The sequence below is a fragment of the Brenneria rubrifaciens genome (assembly GCF_005484945.1).
Taxonomy (GTDB): domain Bacteria; phylum Pseudomonadota; class Gammaproteobacteria; order Enterobacterales; family Enterobacteriaceae; genus Brenneria; species Brenneria rubrifaciens.
This window is the reverse complement of record NZ_CP034035.1, coordinates 749,756-762,769: the sequence shown is the minus strand read 5'-3', so window position 1 is coordinate 762,769 and position 13,014 is coordinate 749,756. Positions and strand designations below refer to the sequence as shown.

Genomic DNA, 13,014 nt, shown 5'->3' with positions numbered 1-13,014 from the left:
TGTATTGTCCCCCGCGGGCGGGGGCATCCCTATGCCAGAGCGGGATATCACCCTTGCCCGCAAACTGCGGCAGCGAATCATAGCATAGCGCATCGGAACCGGTGGTTATCCAGGGGGAAAGATCTGTAAAACCTTTTATTAACATCGACACAAATCAGCGTCCGCCGCGAATCAGTCCGCCCAGTCCGCGTTCTTCAATAAAGATTGCTGCCTGTTGTCTGACTTCGCCGGCGGTTCGCGCATTGAGCAACTGTTGTGCCAACGACTGTGCGTCAGGCAACGCGATCTGACGCAGCAGGTACTTAATGCGGGCCACGCTACGACCATTCATACTTAGCGTGCGGTATCCGAGTCCCGTCAACAGTAGCGCCCCCAACGCTTCTCCCGCCATCTCGCCGCACACGGAAAGCGCAATGTCGTAGCGCTGACACTCAACGGCGATATGATTCAGCGCCTGTAGCATAGCCGGATGCAGGCTGTCATACAGGGAAGCGACGTGGGTGTTGTTGCGATCGACGGCCAGCAGATACTGAGTAAGATCGTTGGTGCCAACCGAGACAAAATCGATACGGGAAGCCAGATGTTGCAACAGGAAAATCATGGACGGCACCTCCACCATGATGCCAATACGCGGTTTAGGCTGTGGAAAACCCAACATTTCCGCTACTTCGCCCACCGCCTGATCGATAAGTCGTCGGGCTTCATCAATCTCATCCAGACTGCTGATCATCGGCAGCAGAATATTCAGGTTACCGAGATGGGCATTCGCCCGCAGCATGGCGCGAATCTGAACCAGAAAGATTTCCGGCTGATCGAGCGTAATGCGGATCCCGCGCCAGCCGAGACAGGGATTCTCCTCGCTGATGGGCAGGTAAGGCAAAGGTTTATCCGCGCCAATATCCAGCGTTCGCAGCATAACCTGACGCGACGGGTAGAGTTCCAGCATACTTTGGTACTGGGTCATCTGTTCGTCTTCAGACGGAAAACCGCTCTGAAGCATAAAGGGGATTTCGGTGCGGTACAGGCCGACGCCGTCAACCTGATTGATAAACACCCGCTCATGCTCCGCGCTCAGTCCCGCGTTCAGCATAACCTGAATGCGTTCGCCGCTTTTCAGGATGGCGGGGCGCTCCATATCGTCTTCCGCCAGACGCGTAAGCGCATTTTCTTCCATCAGCAGACGCTGATATTCCTGCACCAGCACCGGTTCAGGCTCCACCAGCAGCTCACCGCGATAACCGTCGATAATCAGTAGACGCTGATGAAGCAGTTCTGGCTGAATATCGGCACCGACCAGCGTAGGAATGCCCATTGCCCGCACCAGAATCGCGGCATGGGAATTGGCCGCGCCGTCGTACACCACCACGCCCGCCAGCCGTTCCTGAGGAAGCTCCGCCAGTAAAGTGGCTGTCAGTTCATCGGCGACAAGAATGAAACGTTCGGGCCACTGGCCGATAATTTGCGCGTTGTCATCGAGATGGAACAGCAGTCGTTGGCCCAGAGTACGCAAATCGCCCGCGCGCTCACGCAGATAGGTGTCCTGCAAATTGGAAAACTGCGCCACAAAGCGTTCCGTCACCAGTTTGACCGCCCATTCCGCCGCGTTGCCCGCATCCACCTCCTGAAACAGTTCACGTTTCAGGTGCGCGTCATTCAGCAGATGAGAGTACAAATCGAAAATGGCGGCGCTTTCTTTTTGGGCGCTGGCATTGAAACGCTTGCTCAAACGCCGGAACTCGGCCGTGGCTGCCTCTAACGCCTGCATCAGCCGGGAACGTTCGCGTTCACTGTCGAGACTCGAAGCGGGAAAAACTTGATCCAAAGAAGGCTGGCCGCAATCCTGCCAGCCCGGTGCGATCGCCACGCCGGACGCGGCGACCAGCGCCTTAATGCGCGTTTGGCGATAATGGCCAAAGAGTGTCTTAATCTGGGACAGGGAAAGAATGGCGGCCATCTGCGTGGCCAGGGTGACCATGAACGACTCTTCATTCTTGTCAAACTGGCGATGCTCACGCTGCTGAACCACTAACACGCCCAGCAACTGACGGCGATGAATAATAGGAACCCCCAGAAAAGAGCGGAAATCTTGCTCTTTTACAGCGGGGATATATTTGAAACTGGGGTGAGTACGGGCATCCGCCAGATTAATCGGTTCGGCACGCTGCCCCACCAGGCCGACCACGCCTTGCCCAAATGCCAGCGCGACGCTACGGCCGCGCGGTTTCTTTAAACCGCGCGTCGCCATCAGGTAGTAGCATTGGCGATCGTGGTCAGCCAGATAGATCGAACAGACCTCCGTGTCCATTGCCTGACAGGTTTCATTGACCAGAATTTCCAGCGCATCATTAAGGCGAGCCGTTGCAGCTACTTTTTCGACAATTTCTCGCAAGCGCGTGAGCATGTTGTGCCTGAATTACCCTCTTTTTCGCCGGGAGCCAGACGGCGGTGCCGTCCGTGTCGCCGAATTCTCCTGAAGCTGTAACACCGAACTGATAAATTCTTTCATTACGCGCCGGTAAACATCGCGTTTGAAAGACACAACTTGACGAACCGGATACCAGTAACTGACCCAACGCCAGCCATCAAACTCAGGTGTGCCACTGCTTTGCATGTTGATATCAGATTCATTACTCATCAACTGTAGCAGAAACCATTTTTGCTTTTGGCCGATACAGACCGGTTTAGTATCCCATCGCACCAAACGTTTCGGTAATTTATAACGTAACCAACTGCGGGTGGAGGCCAAAACGCGGACATCTTTTTTCTTCAGTCCCACCTCTTCAAACAGCTCACGGTACATCGCTTGCTCCGCGCTCTCTCCGGGGTTGATCCCCCCCTGAGGAAACTGCCAGGAGTGCTGACCGTAGCGGCGGGCCCACAGTACCTGCCCCTGCCGATTACAAATTACAATTCCCACATTCGGGCGGTAGCCATCATCATCGATCACCGGACTACCTCGATAAACTTTGAATACAAAGATGACTTGATTGTTTCACACTCCCGGCAGGCGGTAAACCACTGCTTAGCGCAGTTGTCACGCTGATAAAATCAAGATGACCCACAGCCAGAATCAAAGTTATAAACAGATGAGCTAAAGAAATGGCGGTTTATTCACTATTTCTGTGGACATCTTTGTGCAGAACTCATTAAAAGATGCGTAAAACTTATTAACGGCAGATCGGAATTTTCTGATGCATTTCAAAAATAGTACTTTATTTTCATAAAATTAAGTGCGATCTTTACAGCAAGATCAGCGTAGGAGATCCTGCTTGAATGATTTTCAAGGCTGCGCTGGCGAAAAATTGCCCCATGTTGATTTTATCCACAGACGCCTTGACGGAATCAGGCAATATATAGGCAAAAACAGCAAAAACCTGCGACGTCAAGGCTGTAAATCAAACCAGTAATTCATCTTTTTGCCGGTTATCCAAGAAATCTGTGGATAACCTGGTGTAAGATCCTGTTCATTGTTGGTTTTTACAGGTGCACAGTTTAAAACACCGGTGTCCGCATGCATTTCCACATTGAAAAAAAGTACTATGGATCATGCTATTATTGAATTTTTTCAACCGCCTTTCAGGTTATAGGTTAATGTTTTTCACCCGCTGTGTTTTTTTTAAGCGGAAAAAATCAGATTAGGCATGCTATGAATTCACCGTCCGTTCTGACTGCGCCACCCCATAATGAACAGGAACTCCTGCAACGAGCCCAATCGCTCGCGGGCTATAATCTGGCGGAACTCGCCAGCATCGCGCGGTTGCCGCTGCCGACAAACCTGAAGCGTGATAAAGGCTGGATTGGCGTTCTACTTGAGCGCTTTCTGGGAGCCAGCGCAGGCAGCAAGCCCGAGCAGGATTTCCCCGATATCGGCATTGAGCTGAAAACCATTCCTATTGATGAGCAAGGCCGCCCGCTGGAAACCACCTTTGTCTGCGTCGCACCGTTGACCGGCAACAGCGGCGTCACTTGGGAAAGCAGCCACGTTCGGCACAAACTGGCGCGCGTGTTGTGGATTCCGGTTGAAGGTTCGCGGCCGATTCCGTTGGGCGAACGGCGGATCGGCACTCCGCTCATCTGGAGTCCGAACGAAGAAGAAGAGGAACAACTGCGCCGGGATTGGGAAGAGTTGATGGACTTGATTGTGCTGGGAAAGGTTGAGAGCATCACCGCGCGTCACGGGGAAGTGCTGCAATTACGCCCCAAAGCCGCCAACAGTCGCGCCCTGACGGAAGCCATTGGTGAATTCGGGCAGCCTATTATGACATTACCGCGCGGGTTTTATCTGAAGAAAACATTTACCGCGCCTCTGCTAGCACGCCATTTTTTATGACGGATATCCCTTCCGGTATGCCCGCACAACGAAATGTTGGTAAGAATACAGAAACGTTGCACAAAATAATTAGCAGGGCTTACGGAGAAATAGAGATGACGCCGGAACGGATGCTCCGCTATGGCTCGGGTCTTGGACTTTGGAAAGACAAAACGCCTCTCAGGTTCATTGGGTTCTGATTTCAGGGGTGATCCTGTCTATTTGCATAATGTATTCAAGGTGAGGGTGATGAGGATAAGGCACTGTTTTTACTTACTGGTATTTATTCTTACCATGATGGTTGGATTATTCGTAACGTATGTCGCAACTGAAAGGCATTACCATTCAGAGTTGTATGTTTCTTATCTCCAAAGGACGTGAGAGAAAATCCTGAAACAGGCGAAATAAGCGATTATTCCATTGCAGACATATTTTTTACCTATACAAATTTAATTACGCTCTATCTGTAAAGCTGCCTTATCGCGATGCTGGTTTTATTTAAAATAATAAGATTAATTTTTAGGTTTTTAAAAAATCTAAACCACGCGGCATTTTTAATGAGTCATAAGCCATCGCATTTTCATAGCTATACCTAAACTGCCTGCGTGGTGGAGGGAAACGTCCCTTTTCCTGATTCATACCCGAAATAATTCGCGTTGCAGCAAAGGCGGCGACACAGCGAATCCTCTGGCGTTTACGTCAGAAAGCGACTGGGGTGAGCGAGGAAAACCAACGCACATGCAACTTGAAGTTGGAGGGGTATACCCCTGAGCAACGGCGCCCAGGTGATAGTGATGAGGGATGACGTTATATCGCAGCGCGCAACAGAATGGTTTGCGGCACTCTCACACTTTCACTTGCCTGCTCAGCAATGTAGCGGCGTATAATGTCGCTTACGTTTCGTTTAAGGTGTATTGATAAATGTTTGATTGGATTGTTGACCCGAATGCCTGGTTGGCGCTAGGAACGCTGACTATTCTGGAAATCGTTCTTGGCATCGACAATATTATTTTCCTGTCGTTGGTTGTCGCCAAACTTCCCAAAGCGCAACAAAATAAAGCTCGCCGTATCGGCCTCATGGGCGCCATGCTCATGCGTCTGGGATTACTGGCTTCAATTGCCTGGGTTATCCGTTTGACCAATCCGCTGTTTAGTATATTGGGTAATGAGATTTCGACGCGTGACCTGATCCTATTTTTCGGGGGGCTTTTCCTGATCTGGAAGTCGATTAAAGAAATTCATGAAACCGTGGAAGGCGGTTCGGAAGAGCATGCGACACAAGTGCACTCCTTCTTTAGCGCGATCGTACAGATCATGCTGCTGGATATCATTTTTAGTCTGGATTCCGTGATCACGGCAGTAGGGCTTTCCGACCACCTGTTTATCATGATGGCCGCAGTGATTATCGCGGTTGGCGTGATGATGTTTTCCGCCCGAACCATCGGCGAGTTCGTCGAGCGTCATCCGTCCGTCAAAATGCTGGCGCTGTCGTTCCTGATTCTGGTGGGCTTCACGCTTATTCTGGAAAGTTTCGATATTCATGTACCGAAAGGCTACATCTATTTTGCCATGTTCTTCTCCATGTCTGTCGAAGCCCTGAACCTGTTGCGCGGCAAGAAAGCTAAAGCGGACTGATCTTACGCACCGCGGTTTTCGCCGTTGTACCTGCCGCCGGGGTAGGTACAGATAATAAAAAGCACGGTGACAAGGTGGATATTTGCTCTGCAATGCACCGTGTTTCATAGTATGTTGTTCCTATAACCCTGCCCTTGACACATTTTTTCACTCGCCTTAACCAAAATTAACGATAATTTCATCAACTCTTCCCCTTATTCCTACTTAATCCCCGCAAACGATTTGTTAGACTCATTAGATAGCCTTCAATTTTTTGCTGTCCGAAACAGGTAAAGATAACGATGAAAGTGCAGGTAAAAATGGCAGTCACACTGGCTTTAGTATTCTCCCTCTGCGGCTGTTCCAGCCAGTATGTCATGGCAACCAAAGAAGGACAGATGCTGCTGACGCAAAACAAACCTGTTCTTGATGAAGAGACAGGCATGCTCAGCTACATCGATGAACAGGGCAACGAAAAACTGATTAACAGCAATAATATTTCCCAAATTATCGAACGCTGAATGACGGATATCCTCCCCCAACCGAATGCCTTTATCACGCCGTCAGGCAACAATGAGGCTTCCCCACATCGCGTGGCTTCGTTATAGTCAAATTCAGGTGTGTCATCCCGACCTATTTCGCGTGATAGGAAGACGGCGGCGGCCCCTGCCGGACTCCGCCCGGAATGGGCCGAGTCATTCCGTTCAGCCAACACATCTGTCACTTGAAAGATGACGGGTATAGCGATACATCGGCTATTTTCAGATATACAAGGAAGCTGGCAATGCAATATCACCGTATTCCCCATAGCTCTCTAGAAGTCAGTGTGCTGGGCCTTGGCACGATGACCTTCGGCGAACAAAACAGTGAAGCTGAAGCGCATGCACAATTGGATCATGCTATTGCCGCAGGCGTTAACCTGATTGACGTAGCAGAAATGTATCCGGTTCCACCACGGCCGGAAACTCAGGGGCTAACCGAGAGCTATATTGGTTCGTGGCTGAAATCCCGTAGTGGGCGTGAGAAACTCATTCTGGCAAGCAAGGTATCCGGCCCGGTTCGCGGCAATGACGACGCCATTCGCCCACAGCAGGCATTGGATCGCATAAACATCCGTGACGCGTTGGACGCCAGCCTTAAGCGCCTGAACACCGATTATATTGATTTGTATCAGTTGCATTGGCCGCAACGCCAAACCAACTGCTTTGGTAAATTGGGATACCAATATACCGAGGATAAACCCGCGGTTACCTTGCTGGAAACACTGGAAGCGCTGAACGAACAGGTCAGGGCCGGTAAGATCCGCTACATCGGGGTTTCCAACGAAACGCCCTGGGGCGTAATGCGCTATCTCCATCTGGCCGAAAAACACGACCTGCCGCGCATTGTGTCGATTCAAAATCCTTACAGTCTGCTCAACCGCAGTTTTGAAGTGGGTCTGGCGGAAATCAGCCAGCACGAAGGCGTGGAGCTACTGGCATACTCGGCATTGGCATTCGGCACGCTGACAGGCAAGTACCTCAATGGCGCAAAACCAGCGGGCGCGCGCAATACGCTATTCAGCCGCTTTACCCGCTATACCGCGCCCCAGACTCAACAGGCCATCGCCGAATATGTGGCGCTGGCACGCAAACACGGCCTTGATCCGGCGCAAATGGCGTTGGCGTTCGTTCGTCAGCAGCCATTTGTGGCAACCACCCTGCTGGGGGCAACCTCGGTAGAACAGCTTCAAACCAATCTTGCCAGTCTGGAACTCACATTAGACCAGGCGATCCTGAACGAACTGGAGGCTATCCACCGCCGCTTTACCTTTCCAGCTCCATAATTTTTATCAGCAAACGTTTTGCACGCCGCGCCTTAACGGAGCGGCGTGTCGTTACCACACCGTTCAGAATTTTATGCCTAACTGCACCCTGACGCTGTCATCACGCGAGTTTTCCCCCAGCACGCCCTGGTAGCCGAGCGATAACTTTCCGTTGCGCGTCATACCCAGAGAGACGCCAGTGCGCAGCAGCAACGTGTCGCGATCGACGGAGCCGGACTCAATGGTAAATTCGTCACCTTGAGCAAAACGCATCCGCATTTGATTATCATCGGACGTCATCCGTCGCTGATAGCCCGCATCCATATAAAACGCAACGGGCAGCGGTGCGGCAAAACGCGCTTCGCTACGCAGTCCCAGCGTGGAAAACACGACGCTGTCGGTCTGTTTTCCCCAGCTCAGCGCGGCCGGACCGCCGTTTTCACGCGCGCCGGGCATGCCTTGCCAAACGTAAGCCGTGTTGCCATAAGGTTCCAAGCTAAAATTGTCGTTAAGCGAAAAACGATGACTTCCCTCAACAAAGCCCTGAGCCAGATGCCCACGGTATTCCGCCTTTACCCGGTTCTCCAGTCCCGGCACCGTGATTGACCGCTCGGTCGCCATATCAAGATAGCTGTATTCCATCCCGGCGCGCACATCCACACCCCACTTCGTCGTGCCGAAATAGCTGGCGATATGGTAGGTGGTGACATCAACACTGGAAGCGCGTTCATCGACTTTGATTTTGCTTTTTTCACTGCCGATAGCAAAACCCAAAGTACTGTCCGTTCCAACCTGTCTACCGTTGCCGATTAAAAATCCATAACCGTGGTTCGTTGCTTTGGCGAATCCCGACTGTTCGTCCACGCTCCCTTCGTTAGCCCATTGGCTTAACCACAGCGTATCTGCTTTCCCTTCATGCATTGAACTGTTGATGGCATCGCGCACATAGCGGCTGCGTTGGAACAGTGCGGCGCGTGACGCAGCATAAATCTCACCGCTAAGATTATCAAACGCGTCGCGCGACGCCTCTTCGCTGGTCGAATTGGCTATCGCCTCAAACACTCGTCCACTCTCCTGGCCTTCTATCCCCTGCGCGACGGCGCTTTGATTACGGCTTTGCGCTACTTCGCTGAATGGCCGGTTGTTGCGCACGACATCCAGATAAGCGTGCTGACCGCTATAGCTGAGCGCGTCCGTCAGAAATACTGACTGGCGCGCCGAGCTCAGCGAGTCAAATTTTCCCGTCAGTTCGCCGCCGACATCAAGCAGCCTAAAGCGATCGCCCAACAATAACGGACTGTTCGAACCTGAGATCGCCACCGTCCCCGCAAGATGCGCATCCTTCGTGACAACCAGACCATCCGACCTGCCCTGCGCGTCTATTTCAAATGTATAAGTGCTGCCTTGGTTGAAAGTCACGCTGCCGACGGTCAACGTCCCGATGGAGTTGCCGGGAGACAGCGTGGCGCCGCTATCAAGCGTCACACTGCCGGCAATCCTGCCGTGCCCCCCCAGCTTCGCATCGGTTTTTACCCAGACATCACCAGCCAGACTGCCGGTTCCCCCCGCGACCTTGCCAACCACGACCTCGCCGCCCTGTACGATAGTCGGCCCGGCATAGGTGTTGTCGCCCGTCAGGTAAAGCGTTCCATCGCCTTGTTTATTTAAGCCCACATCCCGCCCGAACAACGCGCTTTGAGGATTTTTATTGCGTATCTGAGTAATATCATTGCCCCAAGTACTATCCATGCCCTGAGTATCGATGCCATACAACGCATAGTCGCCGCCAGTCGCACCGCCGCCTATATCGCTTTCAGCCAGCCGCCGGGCGTTTAACGCTCCCGGTCCCTGCACCGCTCTGTTAGCGTTGACAATCCCCTGACCGAACAGTGATTGATATTCATCCTCAGGAAGCACGATGACGTTCTGCTCGCGGGACGCAGTGAGGATCATGCCTCGAATCCTTTCTTTCACTTCTTCGGGGGTTTTGTCCGAGGTTAACGAGTCGAGCAGAACGTCGACCTCTTCATCTGTAACCGTGATATCACGCCGGTATGAATAAAACTTCAACGAGGCGCCGACTTCGTTCAGATCGCCATCGTATTCGATGTTTTGCAGCATCACCGCTTCAGGGAGGGTATCGCCGCGCAACGGCGTCGCGGTGGAAAGCAGGACATCGGCAATCTGTTTGCCGTCCATATAGGGAAACACTTCACTAACCAGCGCACCGACGCCGGTTACATAGGGCGCGGAAAACGACGTTCCATTCAACGTCTCATAAGTCTCACCGTTCGAGGTGGTGGAAACACCCACACCCGGCGCCAACAGGCTGTATTCGCTGGCTCCCTGGGCGAGGTTAGTGAATGGCGCGATAAATGCCACGCTATTCGAAGATTGCCGGGGATTATACGACATCACGCTGAGCCAATTGTTGCCGATCCGGTTCTCCTTACCGGTGACATCCAGCCATGTCGGCAACCCCGCCAGCAATGCAGGCGTCAGGTGTCCTTCATTGCCTGCGGAAAAGACCATCAATTTTCCGCGTGATGTGATACCTTCCGCCAACTCGGTAAAACCGGGGACCAAAATATTGTCTATCTCTTTCTTGGTTTTAGGAGAGTAACTGTTCATCGCATCGTAGTAGATCGCAAAACCCCAGCTGTTATTGATGATTTTCACATCCGGGTATTTCGCGATTTCAAGCATCGCCTGGGCCAAGCTGCTAACGCCCATATCGCTGCCGAGCGCCAGCAGATTGGCATTGTAGGCAATGCCATGTACGCCGGCATCATCCTTCGCCGCGCCTATCACCCCTGCGACATAGCGACCGTGTGGTATTCTATCAACAGGAGCGCTTAACCAGCGCGTTCTGGCATCCGCCCGCCCCAGAAATTCCCTCCCTGACAAATCGGCGCCCAAGTCAATAATCCCCACCGTTACGCCCCGGCCGCTGGCCCCTTGTGCGTAAGCGTCCGCCGCCTGCATTGAATCCAGCGACGCACCGTTGATCAGGTATTCCGGCGTTCGGAAATCGTCCGCGGTCGCTGCGCGCGACGGCGTAACCGGAAGACAAGCCATCACCAATAACGCGCTCGTCCACCACTGCGGCCATTGGCTGAATTTCGTTTTGCGACAGATTACATTTTTGCATGAAGCGTGCGATCCGTGCTCAGACCCAGGAATAACCCTGGAAAAAATATCCATATTACTCTCCATAGTTGTTTTTAACGTCACTGGCAAAACCATTAATTCAAACCACTTGGGCTATGTTATTGCCATAACGAAAACAAAACATCACAAAAGCGCAGAAATTGTAAAAAAATACGACAACATAAAGTAGAAAAGCGACGCCGGATAGCGTCGCTTTTAGCTTATTACTGAACAAGTTAGGATTTTTTATTTCAACGACTGCAATAAATTATTACGCTTATCTTCCAGTGTAGTCACACGTTGGCACACCTCACGGCCAAAGCGTTGGAACTCGATTTCCTGATTATTCCATTCGGCCTGAATCGCTTTCTGTAAGCCGCCGAGATTTCCCATCATCGCCTGCAACGGACTACCGCCGCTGGACATCTGCTTCACGCCCATCTCGTTGAGACTGTCCTGCAAGACGCCGCCCATACTCTGCTGAACCAGTTGCTTACCGTCCTGCTCAACCTGTTTTATCGCCTGATGGTGGAAAGTCAATCCATCGCTGCGGTGTTCAATGATGCGATTCATCTGCTGCTTGAGCTGTTCATCCAGCGTCGTCAGCCGGTTACGCACATTGCTGTCGCTACCCAGTTCCCGCACGATAACTTTATCCAGCGCCACGCGCGCTTTTTCCAGGTGCTGCCGGGCGCCCTGATCGATCCAGGGGATTTGCTGGCGCAGATCGGCCTGATAGGTTTTCGACTGCTGCCGCTGCGCGGCATTCAACGTCAACGGCGTTCCGTTACGTACGATGTCTCCCTGCGGTGAAATCTGTAAATTCCCGCTGGCGCCCACCACCTGCACATGCTGAGGGCTGATGATGATATCGTCCTGCGGGTCAACGCTACACTGATACGCCGCCTGAGTCTGCCAGGACAGTAACATCAGTAAACCGAGAGTCATTTTACGCAACATATTTTCTCCTGAAGAAAACAACGACGGCAGCGGGGGAATGGGGAGTCCGCCCGTTAGCCAGGCGGCAAGGGCAAAATAACGCCGGTGTTACTCTGCCGTACCGGGATTTAAAGCAGGTTTTCGGGCAAATCCCACCAGATATCGAACACATCACTGACTTTAACATCGGTCAGTTTCTGTTCTTCCAGCCAGCGGTTGACCAATTGACGGTGTTCGTCGGTGCAATGACCGATTTTCTGCAAGCAGATCAATCCTTCCCATTGCAGATAGCCGCTGCCTTCAAACGCCAGACCGTTTGGTTCGATCACGTCATCGACAAACTTGTCCACCGTGCGATCGATCTCTTCGACGCTGGTGCCTTCCGGGAAACGCCAGCTAACCGAAAAGCCTAATTCCTGAAATTCATCAATGTGTAGCTTTTTACGTAAACGACGGCTACGGGCTTGTGCCATTTCAATTCATCCTCTCGAACATCAGATCCCATACGCCATGCCCCAAACGCTGGCCGCGCGCTTCAAACTTCGTCAGCGGACGTGATTCCGGCCGCTCAACATAGTCATTATTGTCAGAAAGATTGCGATAACCTGTGACCGCGCTCATCACTTCGAGCATATGTTGCGCATAAGGTTCCCAGTCTGTCGCCATATGGAAAACGCCGCCGATCTTCAACTTGCGCTGTACCAATGCAACAAACGGCGCCTGTACAATACGGCGTTTGTTATGCCGGGCTTTATGCCACGGATCGGGGAAGAAAAGCTGTACCATTGATAGCGAACCATCGGGGATCATGTTTTCCAACACTTCCACCGCGTCATGGCACATGATGCGCAGGTTACCGACATCAGCCTCCTGCGCCGAAGAGAGACAAGCGCCCACGCCGGGCAGATGCACTTCGATACCCAGGAAATCCTGTTCTGGATGTTGTGCGGCCATCGTCACCAACGACGCCCCCATGCCAAAACCAATTTCCAGCACCACCGGCGCTTCACGGCCAAACAGCGAGCTGAATGCCAGCGGCTGCGTCTGATACTCGACGCCCATCACCGGCCAATAGTTATCCAGCGCCTGTTGTTGTCCGTTGGTCAAACGTCCCTGACGACGGACAAAACTGCGTATGCGACGCAGCGGGCGTCCGTTTTCATCAAATTCCGGTGAGATAACGTTGTTAATCATAAAG

Annotated in this window: 10 protein-coding genes; 4 read left to right on the top strand and 6 right to left on the bottom strand. The window is 52.3% G+C overall.

Annotation, left to right across the window (positions count from 1 at the left end; genetic code table 11):
* Positions 1 to 154 precede the first annotated feature (154 nt).
* Entirely contained in the window at positions 155 to 2,401 is a 2,247-nt protein-coding gene (gene ptsP, locus EH207_RS03555; RefSeq protein ID WP_137712764.1) for a phosphoenolpyruvate--protein phosphotransferase, read from the bottom strand.
* 12 nt (positions 2,402 to 2,413) lie between these two features.
* Entirely contained in the window at positions 2,414 to 2,947 is a 534-nt protein-coding gene (gene rppH / locus EH207_RS03550) for an RNA pyrophosphohydrolase (RefSeq protein ID WP_137712763.1), read from the bottom strand.
* A gap of 699 nt (positions 2,948 to 3,646) precedes the next feature.
* Here rppH and mutH point away from each other — a divergent pair.
* From mutH to EH207_RS03530, 4 genes are all read left to right on the top strand, one after another.
* Positions 3,647 to 4,330: a DNA mismatch repair endonuclease MutH gene (gene mutH, locus EH207_RS03545; protein ID WP_137712762.1), complete on the top strand. Its 684-nt coding sequence runs from the start codon at positions 3,647 to 3,649 to the stop codon at positions 4,328 to 4,330.
* A gap of 900 nt (positions 4,331 to 5,230) precedes the next feature.
* Positions 5,231 to 5,944, top strand: coding sequence for a TerC family protein (locus tag EH207_RS03540; protein ID WP_137712761.1), 714 nt, complete (start codon positions 5,231 to 5,233; stop codon positions 5,942 to 5,944).
* A gap of 281 nt (positions 5,945 to 6,225) precedes the next feature.
* Positions 6,226 to 6,444 carry a YgdI/YgdR family lipoprotein gene (locus EH207_RS03535; protein WP_137712760.1) on the top strand — a complete coding sequence of 73 codons (219 nt, stop codon included), beginning with the start codon at positions 6,226 to 6,228 and terminating at the stop codon, positions 6,442 to 6,444.
* A 263-nt stretch (positions 6,445 to 6,707) separates the two neighbouring features.
* On the top strand, positions 6,708 to 7,748 hold the full coding sequence (locus EH207_RS03530; protein ID WP_137712759.1) for an NADP(H)-dependent aldo-keto reductase: 1,041 nt from the start codon (positions 6,708 to 6,710) through the stop codon (positions 7,746 to 7,748).
* Positions 7,749 to 7,811: 63 nt separating this feature from the next.
* On the opposite strand, the gene EH207_RS03525 is transcribed toward EH207_RS03530, so the two are convergent.
* The 4 genes from EH207_RS03525 to trmB form a co-directional block, all read right to left on the bottom strand.
* The gene (locus EH207_RS03525; protein WP_175413633.1) at positions 7,812 to 10,931 is read right to left on the bottom strand and encodes an autotransporter domain-containing protein; all 3,120 of its coding nucleotides are present in this window, start codon (positions 10,929 to 10,931) and stop codon (positions 7,812 to 7,814) included.
* 192 nt (positions 10,932 to 11,123) lie between these two features.
* A complete protein-coding gene (locus EH207_RS03520) occupies positions 11,124 to 11,837 on the bottom strand; it encodes a YggN family protein (RefSeq protein WP_137712757.1) in 714 nt (237 codons plus the stop codon).
* A gap of 107 nt (positions 11,838 to 11,944) precedes the next feature.
* Positions 11,945 to 12,289, bottom strand: coding sequence for a YggL family protein (locus EH207_RS03515; protein ID WP_137712756.1), 345 nt, complete (start codon positions 12,287 to 12,289; stop codon positions 11,945 to 11,947).
* Between the two features lies 1 nt (position 12,290).
* Positions 12,291 to 13,010 (bottom strand): tRNA (guanosine(46)-N7)-methyltransferase TrmB, encoded by a 720-nt coding sequence (gene trmB, locus EH207_RS03510; RefSeq protein WP_137712755.1) that lies wholly within the window; start codon positions 13,008 to 13,010, stop codon positions 12,291 to 12,293.
* Between the last annotated feature and the right edge of the window lie 4 nt (positions 13,011 to 13,014).

What these genes read in the sequence shown, in the direction of transcription:
- EH207_RS03540 (WP_137712761.1), top strand. Translation starts at nt 5,231, where the DNA reads ATGTTTGATTGGATTGTTGACCCGAATGCCTGGTTGGCGCTAGGAACG.
- ptsP (WP_137712764.1), bottom strand. Translation starts at nt 2,401, where the DNA reads ATGCTCACGCGCTTGCGAGAAATTGTCGAAAAAGTAGCTGCAACGGCT.
- mutH (WP_137712762.1), top strand. Translation starts at nt 3,647, where the DNA reads ATGAATTCACCGTCCGTTCTGACTGCGCCACCCCATAATGAACAGGAA.
- trmB (WP_137712755.1), bottom strand. Translation starts at nt 13,010, where the DNA reads ATGATTAACAACGTTATCTCACCGGAATTTGATGAAAACGGACGCCCG.
- EH207_RS03530 (WP_137712759.1), top strand. Translation starts at nt 6,708, where the DNA reads ATGCAATATCACCGTATTCCCCATAGCTCTCTAGAAGTCAGTGTGCTG.
- EH207_RS03525 (WP_175413633.1), bottom strand. Translation starts at nt 10,931, where the DNA reads ATGGATATTTTTTCCAGGGTTATTCCTGGGTCTGAGCACGGATCGCAC.
- EH207_RS03520 (WP_137712757.1), bottom strand. Translation starts at nt 11,837, where the DNA reads ATGTTGCGTAAAATGACTCTCGGTTTACTGATGTTACTGTCCTGGCAG.
- EH207_RS03515 (WP_137712756.1), bottom strand. Translation starts at nt 12,289, where the DNA reads ATGGCACAAGCCCGTAGCCGTCGTTTACGTAAAAAGCTACACATTGAT.
- EH207_RS03535 (WP_137712760.1), top strand. Translation starts at nt 6,226, where the DNA reads ATGAAAGTGCAGGTAAAAATGGCAGTCACACTGGCTTTAGTATTCTCC.